The organism is Modestobacter sp. SSW1-42, from assembly GCF_046635825.1.
Taxonomy (GTDB): domain Bacteria; phylum Actinomycetota; class Actinomycetes; order Mycobacteriales; family Geodermatophilaceae; genus Modestobacter.
Genome location: NZ_JBISCA010000001.1, coordinates 491549 through 504304 on the forward strand (window position 1 = coordinate 491549; position 12756 = coordinate 504304).

General features: G+C 75.8%; 12 protein-coding genes. 5 read left to right on the forward strand and 7 right to left on the reverse strand.

All coding sequences use genetic code 11. The features are described from left to right. Positions 1-12: 12 nt before the first annotated feature. Positions 13-603, forward strand: coding sequence for a hypothetical protein (locus ACGBYP_RS02465; protein ID WP_411581680.1), 591 nt, complete (start codon positions 13-15; stop codon positions 601-603). Between the two features lie 71 nt (positions 604-674). Here the strand turns inward: ACGBYP_RS02465 and ACGBYP_RS02470 are convergent, their stop codons facing one another. From ACGBYP_RS02470 to ACGBYP_RS02480, 3 genes are read right to left on the reverse strand one after another with little or no spacing between them, the layout of a single operon-like run. Next, positions 675-1910 carry a GNAT family N-acetyltransferase gene (locus tag ACGBYP_RS02470; protein WP_411581681.1) on the reverse strand — a complete coding sequence of 412 codons (1236 nt, stop codon included), beginning with the start codon at positions 1908-1910 and terminating at the stop codon, positions 675-677. A 53-nt stretch (positions 1911-1963) separates the two neighbouring features. Next, the gene (locus tag ACGBYP_RS02475) at positions 1964-2608 is read right to left on the reverse strand and encodes a response regulator (protein ID WP_411581682.1); all 645 of its coding nucleotides are present in this window, start codon (positions 2606-2608) and stop codon (positions 1964-1966) included. A gap of 8 nt (positions 2609-2616) precedes the next feature. Then, positions 2617-3897, reverse strand: a complete 1281-nt coding sequence (locus tag ACGBYP_RS02480) for a sensor histidine kinase (RefSeq protein ID WP_411581683.1) — start codon at positions 3895-3897, stop codon at positions 2617-2619. A gap of 219 nt (positions 3898-4116) precedes the next feature. On the opposite strand from ACGBYP_RS02480, the gene ACGBYP_RS02485 reads away from it, so the two are divergent. The 4 genes from ACGBYP_RS02485 (at position 4117) to ACGBYP_RS02500 (ending at position 7512) form a co-directional block, all read left to right on the forward strand. After that, a complete protein-coding gene (locus tag ACGBYP_RS02485) occupies positions 4117-5820 on the forward strand; it encodes a hypothetical protein (protein WP_411581684.1) in 1704 nt (567 codons plus the stop codon). A gap of 82 nt (positions 5821-5902) precedes the next feature. After that, the gene (locus ACGBYP_RS02490; RefSeq protein ID WP_411581685.1) at positions 5903-6916 is read left to right on the forward strand and encodes a sigma-70 family RNA polymerase sigma factor; all 1014 of its coding nucleotides are present in this window, start codon (positions 5903-5905) and stop codon (positions 6914-6916) included. A gap of 29 nt (positions 6917-6945) precedes the next feature. Continuing rightward, positions 6946-7347: a VOC family protein gene (locus tag ACGBYP_RS02495; protein ID WP_411581686.1), complete on the forward strand. Its 402-nt coding sequence runs from the start codon at positions 6946-6948 to the stop codon at positions 7345-7347. A gap of 6 nt (positions 7348-7353) precedes the next feature. Beyond that, on the forward strand, positions 7354-7512 hold the full coding sequence (locus tag ACGBYP_RS02500) for a hypothetical protein (RefSeq protein ID WP_411581687.1): 159 nt from the start codon (positions 7354-7356) through the stop codon (positions 7510-7512). 67 nt (positions 7513-7579) lie between these two features. Here the strand turns inward: ACGBYP_RS02500 and ACGBYP_RS02505 are convergent, their stop codons facing one another. From ACGBYP_RS02505 to ACGBYP_RS02520, 4 genes are read right to left on the reverse strand one after another with little or no spacing between them, the layout of a single operon-like run. Then, positions 7580-9112 carry a GntP family permease gene (locus ACGBYP_RS02505; RefSeq protein WP_411581688.1) on the reverse strand — a complete coding sequence of 511 codons (1533 nt, stop codon included), beginning with the start codon at positions 9110-9112 and terminating at the stop codon, positions 7580-7582. A 32-nt stretch (positions 9113-9144) separates the two neighbouring features. Then, positions 9145-9789, reverse strand: coding sequence for a bifunctional 4-hydroxy-2-oxoglutarate aldolase/2-dehydro-3-deoxy-phosphogluconate aldolase (locus tag ACGBYP_RS02510; RefSeq protein ID WP_411581689.1), 645 nt, complete (start codon positions 9787-9789; stop codon positions 9145-9147). Then, entirely contained in the window at positions 9786-11396 is a 1611-nt protein-coding gene (locus ACGBYP_RS02515) for an N-acyl-D-amino-acid deacylase family protein (protein WP_411581690.1), read from the reverse strand. The genes ACGBYP_RS02510 and ACGBYP_RS02515 overlap by 4 nt, the downstream gene beginning before the upstream one ends. Next, on the reverse strand, positions 11396-12730 hold the full coding sequence (locus tag ACGBYP_RS02520; RefSeq protein WP_411581691.1) for an alanine racemase: 1335 nt from the start codon (positions 12728-12730) through the stop codon (positions 11396-11398). The genes ACGBYP_RS02515 and ACGBYP_RS02520 overlap by 1 nt, the downstream gene beginning before the upstream one ends. Positions 12731-12756 lie beyond the last annotated feature (26 nt).

A 12756-nucleotide genomic window follows, 5' to 3' on the forward strand; every position in this document is an offset into this window, starting at 1 on the left:
CCTGATGCGCCGGTGAACGGTGACGACCTGCGGGCGGCGGGGGCCGCCGTGCAGGAGCTGTTCACCCGCGTGCCCGACGGCGCGGCGTCGGTGCCCACCCTGGGCACCGACGTCGTCGGCGTGGCCACGCACATCACCTCCTGCCTGACCTGGTACGCCACCGACCTGGTGGCCGGGGCGGAGGAGGCGACGGCGTTCCAGCTGGTGCGCCAGCCCGACGCGTCGCTGGCCGAGGTGCTCACCCAGCTGCGCGCCGCGACCGAGGTGCTCGCCCGGGTGGTCGACGCTGCCGCACCCGCCGAGCGCGGCTTCCACCCGTGGGGCTCCGCCGACGCCTCGGGGTTCGCCGGGATGGGCTGCGCCGAGCTGCTGCTGCACGCCGGCGACGTCGCCGAGGACCAGGGCCTGGACTGGACGCCGCCCTCGGCGCTGACCGCCGCGACCCGGGCGCGGCTGTTCCCCTGGGCGCCGGCCGACGCCGACCCGTGGACCGCGTTGCTGTGGGCCACCGGCCGCGGCGAGCTCCCCGGCCACGCCCCGGTCAGCTCCTGGCGCTGGCACTGCGCCCCCCTTTCCGAGTGGGACGGCACCCGGCCTCGGTGACGTGCCGGAGCGGCCCCGGCGCAGCGGCCCGCCACGAGCCCGCGAGTGGTGGAGGGCGACGGGGTCCGCCCTCAGAACTGGTCGGCGCACCAGGGGCTGACCGGCCAGCTGAAGGCCGTCGAGGCCGCGATGACCGCTCCCGGGCTGATCTCGGTGACCCGGCCGGCGGCCTGCAGCGACGCCAGCGACACCCCGCCCAGGAACGCCGCGGACAGCGCCTCGATGTCGACGACCAGGTCGGGGTCGCGGTCGGTGCGGTCGCAGAAGGCGCCGGACGGGTGCCCCCAGACGTGCCAGCGCCCGTCGTTCCAGTCACAGAAACGGTCACGCACCTCGACGACCAGGTCGATGCGGGCCGGGTAGCGCCGCGCCGAGAGCGCCCGGCCGACGTCGACCAGCCGGACCCACAGCGCGTCGACCGGTCGGGCGTGCAGGGCGCGGGGATCGGCGAGCAGGTGCCGCAGCGGGTCGTCGACGGAGGCGTACGGCGCCTCGACGGTGCGCACCAGGTCGACACCGAGCAGGAAGCGCCACAGCGCGGCGTACGCGGCCGGTGTCGCGGCCCGCACCTCGCCGACGGTGAGCACGCCCTCGGGCTCGCCGGTGTCGGTCCACTCCGCCTTCACCCGGTAGGTCGCGTAGCCGGTGACGGTGCCGTCGGCCTCCGTGTGCAGCACGTGCTGCCGCCCGGTGCCGCCCTGGGCCGGGTGCTCGAACAGCACCCGGTCCCACCACCTCCCGTCGCGGGCGAGGTTGCCGGGGACGGACCGCCGGACCTGCTCGTACAGCCCGACGGCGGCCGGGCGGAACGCCTCGACGTCGACCACCGCCAGCGTGCCGGTGCCGCAGTCGACGTCCGGGCGCAGCCGCAGCCGTTCGGTGCGACCGGTCCAGCCGCCCCGCCAGGTGGCCGGGGCGTAGCCGAAGCGGCCGTAGATCGAGGACTCCGCGGCCCACAGCGCCGCCACCGGCTCCCGACCGGCCGACTGCACCTGGGTCAGCTGCCGCCGCATGATCGCGGTCAGCACGCCCTGCCGGCGGCGGTCGGGCGCGACGGTGACCCAGGTGACCCCGGCGGTGGGCACGACGGCGCCGGGGACGCTCATCTCCAGGCTGTAGATGCCGGAGGTGGCCGCCACCCGGTCGCCGTCGACCAGGGCCAGGGTCCGGTCCAGCTCGGCGAGCGGGGACGGCTCGTCCAGGAACGGGCCGGTGGACTCGACGCCGAAGGTGGTGTGCATGGCGCGGACGAACCGCGGCCACTCCTCGGCGGTGATCGGGCGGAGCTGGTCGGCGAGATCGGTCACGGGTCGTGTCTACCGGCCCGGGACGACGGTCCGCCAACCAGTTCCGCGCGCGGTCAGCTGCGGAGGTAGGCCAGGGTCGCCAGCACGCGGCGGTGCTGGTCCTCGTCCTGGGCGAGTCCCAGCTTGGCGAAGATGTGCTGGGTGTGCTTCTCCACCGCACCGGGGGTGACCACCAGCTGGCGCGCGATCGCGGTGTTCGAGTGGCCCTCGGCGATCAGGCCGAGCACCTCCCGCTCGCGGGGCGACAGCGAGCGCACCGGGTCGTCGCGCCGTCGCCGGGCGAACAGCTGGGACACCACCTGCGGGTCGAGCACGGTGCCGCCGGCGACCACGTCGTCCAGGGCCGACAGGAACTGCTCCACCTGGGCGACCCGGTCCTTGAGCAAGTACCCGACCCCGCCGGCGCCGTCGGCGAGCAGCTCGTCGGCGTAGGCGACCTCGACGTACTGCGAGAGCACCAGCACCGCCGTCGCGGGCACCAGCCGGCGCGCCTCGACCGCGGCCCGCAGCCCCTCGTCGGTGTGCGTGGGCGGCATCCGGACGTCGACGACGGCGACGTCCGGCCGGTGCTCGACGACCGCGCGCACCAGGTGGGGACCGTCGCCCACGGCGGCCACGACCTCGGTGCCGGCCTCGCCGAGCAGGCGGACCAGGCCCTCGCGCAGCAGGACGGAGTCCTCGGCGAGCACGACGCGCATGGGCCGGTTCAGCGGCACGGCACCTCTCCGATCAGTCGGGTGGGACCGCCGCGGGGGCTGTCCACGGTGAGCACGCCGTCCACGGCGCGCAGCCGGTCGGTCAGCCCGGCCAGGCCGTGCCCGGGGGCGAGGACCGCGCCGCCGGCGCCGTCGTCCTCGACCTCGACCCGCAGGCGGTCGTCCTCCAGGTCGACCGCGACGCGGGCCACGGTGGCCCCGCTGTGCTTGGCCACGTTGGCCAGCGCCTCGCTGACCAGGAAGTAGGCGGTGTTCTCCACGACCGGCGGCAGCCGCTGCCCCAGCGGCAGGGAGACGGCCAGCTCGACGGTGACGGGGGAGCGGGCGGCGATCGCGGCCAGGGCGGCGGTGAGCCCGCGGTCGGCGAGCACCGGCGGGGCGATCCCGCGGGACAGCGCCCGCAGCTCCTCCAGCGTCTCCCGGGTCTGCTCGGCGGCCTCGGTCAGCGTCGCGCGGGCGCCCTCGGGGTCGGTGTCGATCATCCGGCGGGCCCGGTGCAGGTCCATGCTCAGCCGCACCAGCCGCTGCTGCGGGCCGTCGTGGATGTCGCGCTCCAGCTGGCGCAGCGCGACCGCCTCCGCGGCGACCGCGGCGTCCCGGCCCTGCGCCAGCCGGCCGATCTCGGCCTGGGTGCCGGCGCGGGAGGTCAGCAGCGCCCGGCCCAGCTGCGCCTCCAGCAGCGCCATCGCCCGGGTCACCGGCGGCAGCGTCACCAGCAGGACCACCCCGAGGACGGCGTAGCCGGCGATGCGGACCCCCAGGCCCTCGCCGAGCCCCAGCAGCTCGGGCAGGTCCCGGTCGTCGGGTCCGTCGGGCAGCGCCCAGCCCCAGGCGCCGTAGCCCAGCCCGCCGAGCACCCCGGCCCACCAGGTGACCACGACGACGAAGGCCGGGACGGAGACGAGCAGGTGCAGCACCGCGTGCAGTGCGTCGAGCCAGTACTGCGGCTCGCGCACCGGCGCCACCAGCCGCTGCGGCAACCCCTGTCCCGGGTCGACGGGCCGGTAGACCGGCCGGGGGAGCGACCGCCCGAGGACGGCGGGCAGCCGGCGGCGCTCCACGGTCGCCAGGCCGCGGGCGCAGAACAGCGTGCCGACCAGCACCGGCAGGCCGATCCAGACGACGAGCAGCCCGGCGCCCAGGGCCAGCCCGACGACCACCACGACGAAGGCGATCAGCGCCAGCGGGAAGCCGAGCACCACGTAGGCGGCGTCGACGCCGGCCTGGCGCCACCGTCCGCGCCGGCCGGGACGGTCCTCCGAGGGGTTCACGGGAGCCAGCCTCGTCGCGTCGTCGGGCCCGCTCCAGCCTGCTGGCTGGCCACTGCCGCGTCGGGCTGTCCCGACCCCTGCACCGTCCATGTCACCGGTGATCGTCCCGGCATCCGCGGCCGCGTGTCACCCCCTGCCCCCGCGACGGGTGGGGCCCGGATCCCGCCGGCGGGGGCCCCGACCGGTCGGGGCCGGTCGGGCGGCAGCGAGGATGGGCCCATGCGGCCCGTCGTCTGCTCCACCGCAGCGCTCACCGCGCTGGTCCTGCTCGCCGGTTGCACCGGTGACCCCGAGCCCGCGGCCGGGGCCTCCGGCGAGAGCCCCGCCGGGCAGCCGGCCGCCCTCCAGCCGGCCACGACCGAGCCCGCTGCCCGGCAGACGCTCGTCGCCGACGCCGACCCGGTCGCCGCCGCGGTCTCGACCAGCCGGGCGCTGTTCCAGAGCTCGCCGGTCGTCGTCCTCGCCCCGGCCGGCGACCCGGCCGCGCAGCTGCTCGGCGCCTCCGCCGCGGTGGGCCTGGGCGTGCCGCTGCTGCTCGACGGCGGCGCCGGGACGGCGGCGACGCTGGACCCCGAGCTGGCGCGGCTGGGCACCGCCACCGTCCTGGGCATCGGCGGCGCCGCGGCCGAGGGGGTCGACCTGCGCGCGGTGCCCGCCGACGCCGCGGCGGTCGGCACGGTGACCGGTCTCGCCCTCGCCCCGGCGGACCCGGTCGCCGCCGACGGGCAGGTCGCCGCCGTCGCGGCGCTGGACCCGGCGTCCCCCGCCGCGCTGGAGCCGGCGGCCGGGGAGCCGGCCGGCGGCGCCGCGGCCACCTCGTCGTCCGCCCCCTCGTCCGCGTCGTCCGCCCCGGGTGCTGCCCTGCCCGAGCCGCTGCCGGAGGTCACCCGCCCGCCGGCGCTGGGCGGCACCGTCGTGGTGGCCAGCGGCAGCCCGGACGGCCTCGCCGCGGTGGCGACCGCCCGGGCGGCCGGCGCCGACGTGCAGGTGATCGGCGGCACCGACCCGCGGGCCTCGGGCGAGCTGGTCGACCGGCTGGCCGCCGACCCCGCGGTCGTCGTCCTGGGGGCCGACCTGGCCGCCGAGCCCGGGCTGGACTGGAAGCTCGCCACCGCGGCCGCCGGCACCCAGCTGCCCGGCGGCGGGCAGCTGCTGTTCCCCGAGCACATGCTGGTCGCCCTCTACGGCATCCCGGGCAGCGCGTCCCTGGGGCTGCTGGGCGAGCAGGACCTGCCGGGGTCGATCCGGCGGGCGCAGCAGCTGGCCGACGAGTACCGCCCGCTGGTCGACACCACCGTCGTCCCGACGTTCGAGATCATCGCCACCGTCGCCTCCAGCAGCGCCGGCGCGGACGGCGACTACTCCGCCGAGCAGGACGTCGAGACGCTCCGCCCGTGGGTCGAGGCCGCCGGCGCGGCCGGGATGTACGTGGTGCTGGACCTGCAGCCGGGCCGCAGCGACTTCCTGTCCCAGGCGCAGCTGTACCAGCCGCTGCTGGAGCTGCCGTTCGTCGGCCTGGCGCTGGACCCCGAGTGGCGGCTGGAGCCCGGTGGCCTGCCCCTGCAGAAGATCGGACAGGTCGGCATCGACGAGGTCAACACCGTCGTCACCTGGCTGGCGGACCTGACCCGGGAGAAGGCGCTGCCGCAGAAGCTGCTGGTGCTGCACCAGTTCCAGGTGCGGATGGTGGTGGACCGGGAGCGGCTGGACGTCTCCCGGGACGAGCTGGCGATCATGGTCCACGTCGACGGCCAGGGCGGGCAGTCCGCCAAGCAGGACACCTGGCGGGTGCTGCACCAGGGCGCCCAGGAGGAGCTGTCCTGGGGCTGGAAGAACTTCATCGACGAGGACCTGCCGATGCTCACCCCCGGGCAGACCGTCGAGCAGGTGCTGCCGACGCCGGAGCTGGTCACCTACCAGTAGCGACCGCAGGGCCGTGGGCCTTGGTTCCGTCGGTGCCCTCGGGCACCATCGGCCACCACGTCGACGACCGCGGGAGCCAGCCATGACCGGTGTGATCAGTGATCGGCCCACCCCGGGTCAGGTGGCGGAGCTGGAGCCGCGGCTGGCCGAGCACCGGCGCGAGCTGACCGGCTACTGCTACCGGATGCTCGGGTCGATCTTCGACGCCGAGGACGCCGTGCAGGAGACGATGCTGCGGGCCTGGCGGTCCCTGGACAAGCTCGAGGGCAGCGGCGCGCTGCGCTCCTGGCTCTACCGGATCGCCACCAACGTCTGCCTCGACTCCCTGGACGGGCGCAAGCGCCGGGCGCTGCCGGTCGACCTGTCCGACGAGCCGTCCGCGCCGGTGCCGGCCTCCCTGGCCGGGGTGCTGGCCGACGGGGCGTGGATCGAGCCGGCGCTGGACCGGCAGGTGCTGCCCTCCGGCGGAGGCGACCCGGCCGAGATCGCCGTCCAGCGGGACTCGGTGCGGCTGGCGTTCATCGCCGCGCTGCAGTTGCTCCCGCCCCGCCAGCGGGCCGTGCTGCTGCTGCGGGACGTGCTGCGCTGGAAGGCCGACGAGGTCGCCGAGCTGCTGGGCACGTCGGTCGCCGCGGCCAACAGCGCGCTGCAGCGGGCGCGGGCCACGCTCGCCGCGCAGCAGGGCACCCCCGACGCCCCGGCGCGCGAGGTGGCCGACGACCAGGCCGAGCTGCTGGCCCGCTACCTCGACGCCTTCGCCCGCTACGACATCGACGCCCTGGTGGCGCTGCTGCACGAGGACGCGGTGATGGACATGCCGCCGTTCGCCATGTGGCTGCGCAGCTCTGCCGACATCGCCACCTGGTTCCTCGGCCCGGGCGCCGAGTGCCGCGGGTCGCACGTGGTCCCGCTGCGGGTCGGCGGCAACCCCGCGTTCGCGCAGTGGCGGCCCAGCGGCCCCGGCGGGTCGTTCGAGCCGTGGGCGGTGCACGCGCTGGAGTTCACCGACGGCAGGGTCACCCGGATGACCGCCTTCCTCGGCCCCCGGCTGTTCGAGGCGTTCGGGCTGCCGCTGCACCCCGAGCCGGGCCGATGAACTCCGCCGGTCCTGGGAGTCCTCACCCCATGACCGACACCACGGGACCACTCAGCGACAGCCCCGCCTTCAGCGGCCTCTCCGTCGACGACCTCGACGCGGCGTGCACCTTCTACGAGCAGGTCCTCGGGCTGCGCACCAGCGCCGAGCCGACGATGCCCGGCATCGCACACCTGCACCTGGGCGGCGGTCGCGACGTGCTCGTCTACGCCAAGGGCACGGCCCACACCCCGGCCTCGTACACGGCGCTCAACTTCCCGGTGCCCGACGTCGACGCGGCGGTGGCCGAGCTGAGCGGGCGGGGGGTCCGGTTCCTGCAGTACGACGAGCCGCCCACCGACCCCACCGGGGTGATGCGCACCGGTGGCCCGTTGATCGTTTGGTTCACCGACCCGGCGGGCAACGTCTTCTCGGTCATCGAGCAGCGCTGACGGGCCGTGGCGGCCGGCCTGGTCGCCGACCTCCACCTGTTCCTCGACCCGGTCGTCGTCGGCGGGGGCACCCGGCCCGAGGGGCCGCGGCTGGACCTCGAGCTGGTCGGCGAGCGCCGGTCTGCCGGCGGCGTGGTCCACCTGCACCACCGCGTCCGCTGCTGACCCCGGGACGACGACGGCCCCCGCCGCTCCCGGAGGAGCCGCAGGGGGCCGCGTGCGTGCGGGGCGACTAGAGGAACAGCCAGACCAGTCCGGCCATCGCGAAGCCGACGACCGACAGGATCGTCTCCAGCACCGTCCAGGTCTTGAGGGTGTCCTTGACCGACATGTTGAAGTACTTCGCCACGATCCAGAAGCCGCCGTCGTTGACGTGGCTGGCGATGATCGAGCCCGCCGAGATCGCGATGACCAGCAGGGCGATCTGCGGCTGGGAGAAGCCGCCCTCGGTGACCAGCGGCTGGACGATGCCGGCCGTGGTCACGATGGCCACCGTCGCCGAGCCCTGGGCCAGCCGCAGGGCGCAGCTGATCAGGTAGGCCGAGAGGATGACCGGCAGGCCACCGGCCTGCATCGAGCCCGCGACCGCGTCGCCGATGCCGGTGGCCCGCAGCACCGCGCCGTAGAACGCGCCGGCGCCGACGACCAGCAGGATCATGCCGATCGGCTTGAGCGACTCGCCGGTGACCTTGCCCAGGTCCGCGGTCGTCATCCCGCGGCGGGTGCCCAGCAGCCACAGCGCCAGCAGCACCGCGATGCCCAGCGCGATGGCCGGGGTGCCCAGGAAGAAGGCCACCTGCTGGACGGCGGAACCGTCGGCCAGCGCGACGCTGCCCATGGTGGCGGCCAGGATCAGCAGCATCGGCACGGCGATGACCAGGCTGACCAGCCCGAGGGACGGCGGCGCCGTCGTGGGTCCGGGCCGGTCGGCCAGCGACGTCGGGGACTCGGTCAGCACGGTCTGGCCGCCGGTCCCACCGGCCGCGGAGCTGCCGCCGGAGCCCGGCCCGCCCGGCAGGTCGCCGTCCCGGCGGGCGCCGGTGCCGCCCTGCGGGCCCTCGACCTCACCGGTGAGGAACTCGTCGGGCACCTCGACGTGCACGCGCTTGCCGATGAAGGAGCCCCACCACACACCGGCGACCAGCCAGGCCGGGATGCCGCAGATCAGGCCCATGATGATGATCCAGCCCAGCCCCACCCCGAACAGCCCGGCCGCGGCGACCGGCCCCGGGTGCGGCGGCAGGAACGCGTGGGTGACCGACAGACCGGCCAGCATCGGCATCGCGTAGAGCACCAGCGACCGGCCGCCCCGCTTCGCGGCGACGTAGACCAGCGGGGCGAGCACGAAGATGCCGATGTCGAAGAAGACCGGGATGCCCAGGATCAGGCCGGTGAGGCCCATGGCGAGCGGCGCGCCCTTGGGCCCGAACAGCTTGAGCAGCCGGGTGGTCAGCACGTCGGCGCCACCGGACCGCTCCATGATCGCGCCGAGCACGGTGCCCAGGCCGATGATCAGCGTGATGTGCCCGAGGATGCCGGCGAAGCCGGTCTCCAGCAGCGACTTGCTGGCCGTCGTCGGGGTGCCGACCAGGTCGTTGACCGGCAACCCGGCCACCAGGGCGACGAGGATCGCCACGACGAAGAGCGCGATGAACGGCTCGATCTTGAACTTGATGATCGCCAGCAGCAGCACGGCGATGCTGGCGGCGGCGAGGGTGAGGAGCCCGGCTGTGTCGTTCTGCAGCCAGTCGATCATCGAGGCCATGCTCGACTCCTGTCGTGGTGGGTGGGCGGTGGTCAGGCGGGGGAGTGCAGGGCGGTGACGAACTCGCCGGCCCGGCGGGTGATCTCGGGCCAGACGCCGTCGGCCACGCCGGTCGGCGGGACGACGCTGGTGCCGGCGCACACGGCGAGTGCACCGGCGGCCAGCCAGTCGGCCGCGTTGGCAGCGCTGACGCCGCCGGAGGGCAGCAGCTGCACCGACGGGTAGGGACCGCGCAGGTCCTTGAGGTAGCCGGGGCCGAGCTGCCCGGCGGGGAAGAGCTTCACCGCGGCCGAGCCGAGGTCGACGGCCTGCGCGACCTCGGTGGGGGTGAAGGCGCCGAGGAACACCGGCACCCCGGCGCGGACGGCGACCTCGGCCACCTCCGGCCGCAGCCCCGGGGTCACCAGGAAGCGGGCCCCGGCGTCGATCGCGGCCCGGGCCTGGTCGCCGGTCAGCACGGTGCCGACGCCGAGCAGCGTCCCCGTCGTCCCGGCCGCCTCCGCGGCCCGCCGGACGTGGGTGAGGACGTCGGGGGTGGTGAAGGTCAGCTCCACGGTGTGGATGCCGCCGTCGGCCAGCGCCTGGCACAGGTCGGCGGCGTCGGGGATGGCCGGCGCGCGGACCACGGCGAGCACGCGGTCCCGGTGCAGCGCCTCGAGGGGGTCGAGCTCGGTCATGCCACGTCTCCTGGTGCTCGGCGACGCAGCGTCCGGCCGGTCAGTGCGTCGGTGCGGTGTCCGTCGTCCAGGGCGAGGACGCCGTTGACGAGGACGTGGGGGATGCCGGCGGCGGCCTGCCGCGGCTGGTCGAACGTGGCGGTGTCGGCCACCCGGTCGGGGTCGAGGAGCACGAGGTCGGCGGCGTACCCGGCGCGGACCAGGCCGCGGTCGCGCAGCCCGAGCCGGCGGGCCGCCCGGCCGGTGAGGTGGCCGACGCACTCCTCCAGGGAGAACAGCCCGAGGTCGCGGGCGTAGTGGCCGAGGTAGCGGGGGAAGGTGCCCCAGGCCCGCGGGTGCGGCTTGGCGCCCACGAGCAGGCCGTCGCTGCCGCCGGTGTGCCGCGGGTGCGCCATGATCGCGCGGACGTTCTCCTCGTGGCCGACGTGCTGCAGGATGCCGGTGCCCAGCTCGTCGCGGACCAGGACGTCGACGAACACCGCGAACGGCTCGCGGCCCTCGGCGGCGGCTATGTCGGCGACGGTGCGGCCGACCAGGCCGTCGAGCTCGGCGTGCGCGACGCCGCTGATCTCCAGCGTCTCCCACTCCGCGACCACCCCGTGGCAGCCGTCGGAGCCGGTCACCTCCAGGTCGTGCCGGATCCGCTCCAGCGCCGCGGGGTCGGTCAGCCGGCGCAGCGTCGCCTCCGGCCCGCCGGCCGAGGACCAGCTGGGCAGCACCGCCGACAGCGTCGTGGCCCCGGGCAGGTAGGGGTAGGTGTCGAGGCTGACGTCGGCGCCGCGGGCGAGCGCCGCGTCGAGCAGGGCCAGCAGCTCCGGCGCCCGCCCCTTGTTGGTCGCGAAGTTCATCGTGGCGTGCGACAGGTGCAGCGCGCAGCCGGCGCGGGTGGTCACGTCCACCATCTCGGCGTAGGCCTCGAGCGCGTTCTTCCCGTACGAGCGGTGGTGCGGGGCGAAGAAGCCGCCCAGCTCGCCCACCGTCGTACACAGCGCGAGCAGCTCGGCGGAGTCGGCGTACATGCCGGGGGTGTAGGTCAGCCCGGCGGACAGACCCACCGCCCCCTCGGCCATCGCCGTCGCCACGATCCGCTGCATCGCCGCGATCGCGGCGGCGTCGGCGGGCACGTCGTCCCAGCCGACCACCAGCGCGCGCACGACCCCGTGCGGCACCAGGTAGGCGGCGTTGGTGGCGATGCCGGCGTCCAGCCGGTCCAGGTACCCACCGACCGAGCGCCAGGAGAAGTCGAAGTCGGGAGGGTCGGTGTTCCAGCCGGCGATCTTGCGCCGCAGCACGGCGAGGGTGTCGTCGTCGACGGGGGCGTAGGACAGGCCGTCCTGGCCCAGCACCTCGGTGGTGACGCCCTGGCTGACCTTGGCCAGGTGCGGCGGGTCGAGCAGCAGCTGCAGGTCCGAGTGGGCGTGCATGTCGATGAAGCCCGGGGCCAGGACCAGCCCGTCGGCGTCGAGCACCCGCTCGTGGCCGGTGCGCAGCACCGAGCCCGCCGGCTCGACCGCCGCGATCCGGTCGCCGTCGACGACGACGTCGGCGCGGTACCGGGGTGTCTCGGTCCCGTCGACGACGTCGGCGGAGGTGATCAGGGTGGTCATCAGAAGAGGGTCCGGACCAGGTCGACGACGACCGGGTCGGGCTCCGACCAGTCGGCGACCACGGGGATCCAGCGCCACTTGTCGAACGCCGTGCACGGGTGGGACAGCCCCAGCCGGACGACCTGGCCGACCCGCACCTGCTCCGCCGAGGCCGGGTCGGTGCGCAGGAACGCGTGCTGGTCGTTGACGGCGCTGACGTGCGCGCCGGGGAGCGGCCGGGCGGGGGCACCCAGGGCGTCGGCGACCAGCTGCGGCTCGGGCAGCCCCTCGTCGAAGGGGACGTCGCGCTTGCCGGCGTCGAGCAGGGCCAGCCCCGGCTCCGGGCAGGACACGACCCGGGCCCAGGCGTGCATGGCGGAGGTGAACGGCGACCCGCCGGACCGGGAGAACGGGGAGATGCCGCGGTAGAAGCCGTCGTCGTGGACGAGGTAGGCACCCGAGCGCAGCAGCACGCGGGTGGGCAGGCCGGAGCCGCCGTCCGGGTCGGCCAGCGGACCGAGGGCGGCGACGACGTCGTCGAAGTAGGCGCTGCCCCCCGCGGTGACCAGCGCCTCGCCGGCCTCGACGTAGGCGCCGGCGGCCACCAGCCGGCGGTGCAGCGCGGCGACGTCGGCCAGGTAGCCGCGCACGGCGGCCAGCCCGGCCGCGGAGGCATCGTGGGCGAGCGACCCCTCGTACCCGCCGACGCCGCGCAGCCGGACCCACGGGCTCGCGGCGACCGCGGCGGCGACGGCGTCGGCGGTCTCCGGCGTGCGGGCGCCGGTGCGGCCACCGGCGGCGCCCAGCTCCACGACGACGTCGACCGGGCGGCGGGGGGCGAGCGGCGCCAGGACGGCGTCCATGGCGGCCACCGTCTCGACCGAGTCGGCCCAGACGACGACGTCGAGCTCCGGGTCGCCGTCCAGCGCGCGGGCCAGCCAGGTCAGGGCGACCGGGTCGACCAGGGCGTTGGCCAGCAGGACGCGCGGGGTGCCGTGGGCGACGGCGACCCGCAGCTGGCTCGGCGTGGCCACCGTGATGCCCCAGGCGCCGGCCTGCAGCTGCCGCTCCCACAGCGCCGGGGCCATCGTCGTCTTGCCGTGCGGGGCCAGGTCGACGCCCTGCTCGGCGCACCAGGTGGCCAGCCGGGCGGTGTTGGCCCCGAGCGCGGCGCCGTCCAGCACCAACAGCGGGGTGAGGAAGGACGACAGGCGGGGCGCGGTGGCGAGGAACTCGGCGACGGTCAGCCCGGCGGCCGCGTCGGGGAGGGCCTTCTCGCAGGACCCGAGCCGCTGGGTGGCCAGTTCGCCGAGAGCTCGCGGGTCCAGGCCGGTGCGCCGGGCGGAGCGGGTCATCGTCTTCCCTCCGGGTCCGCCACCGT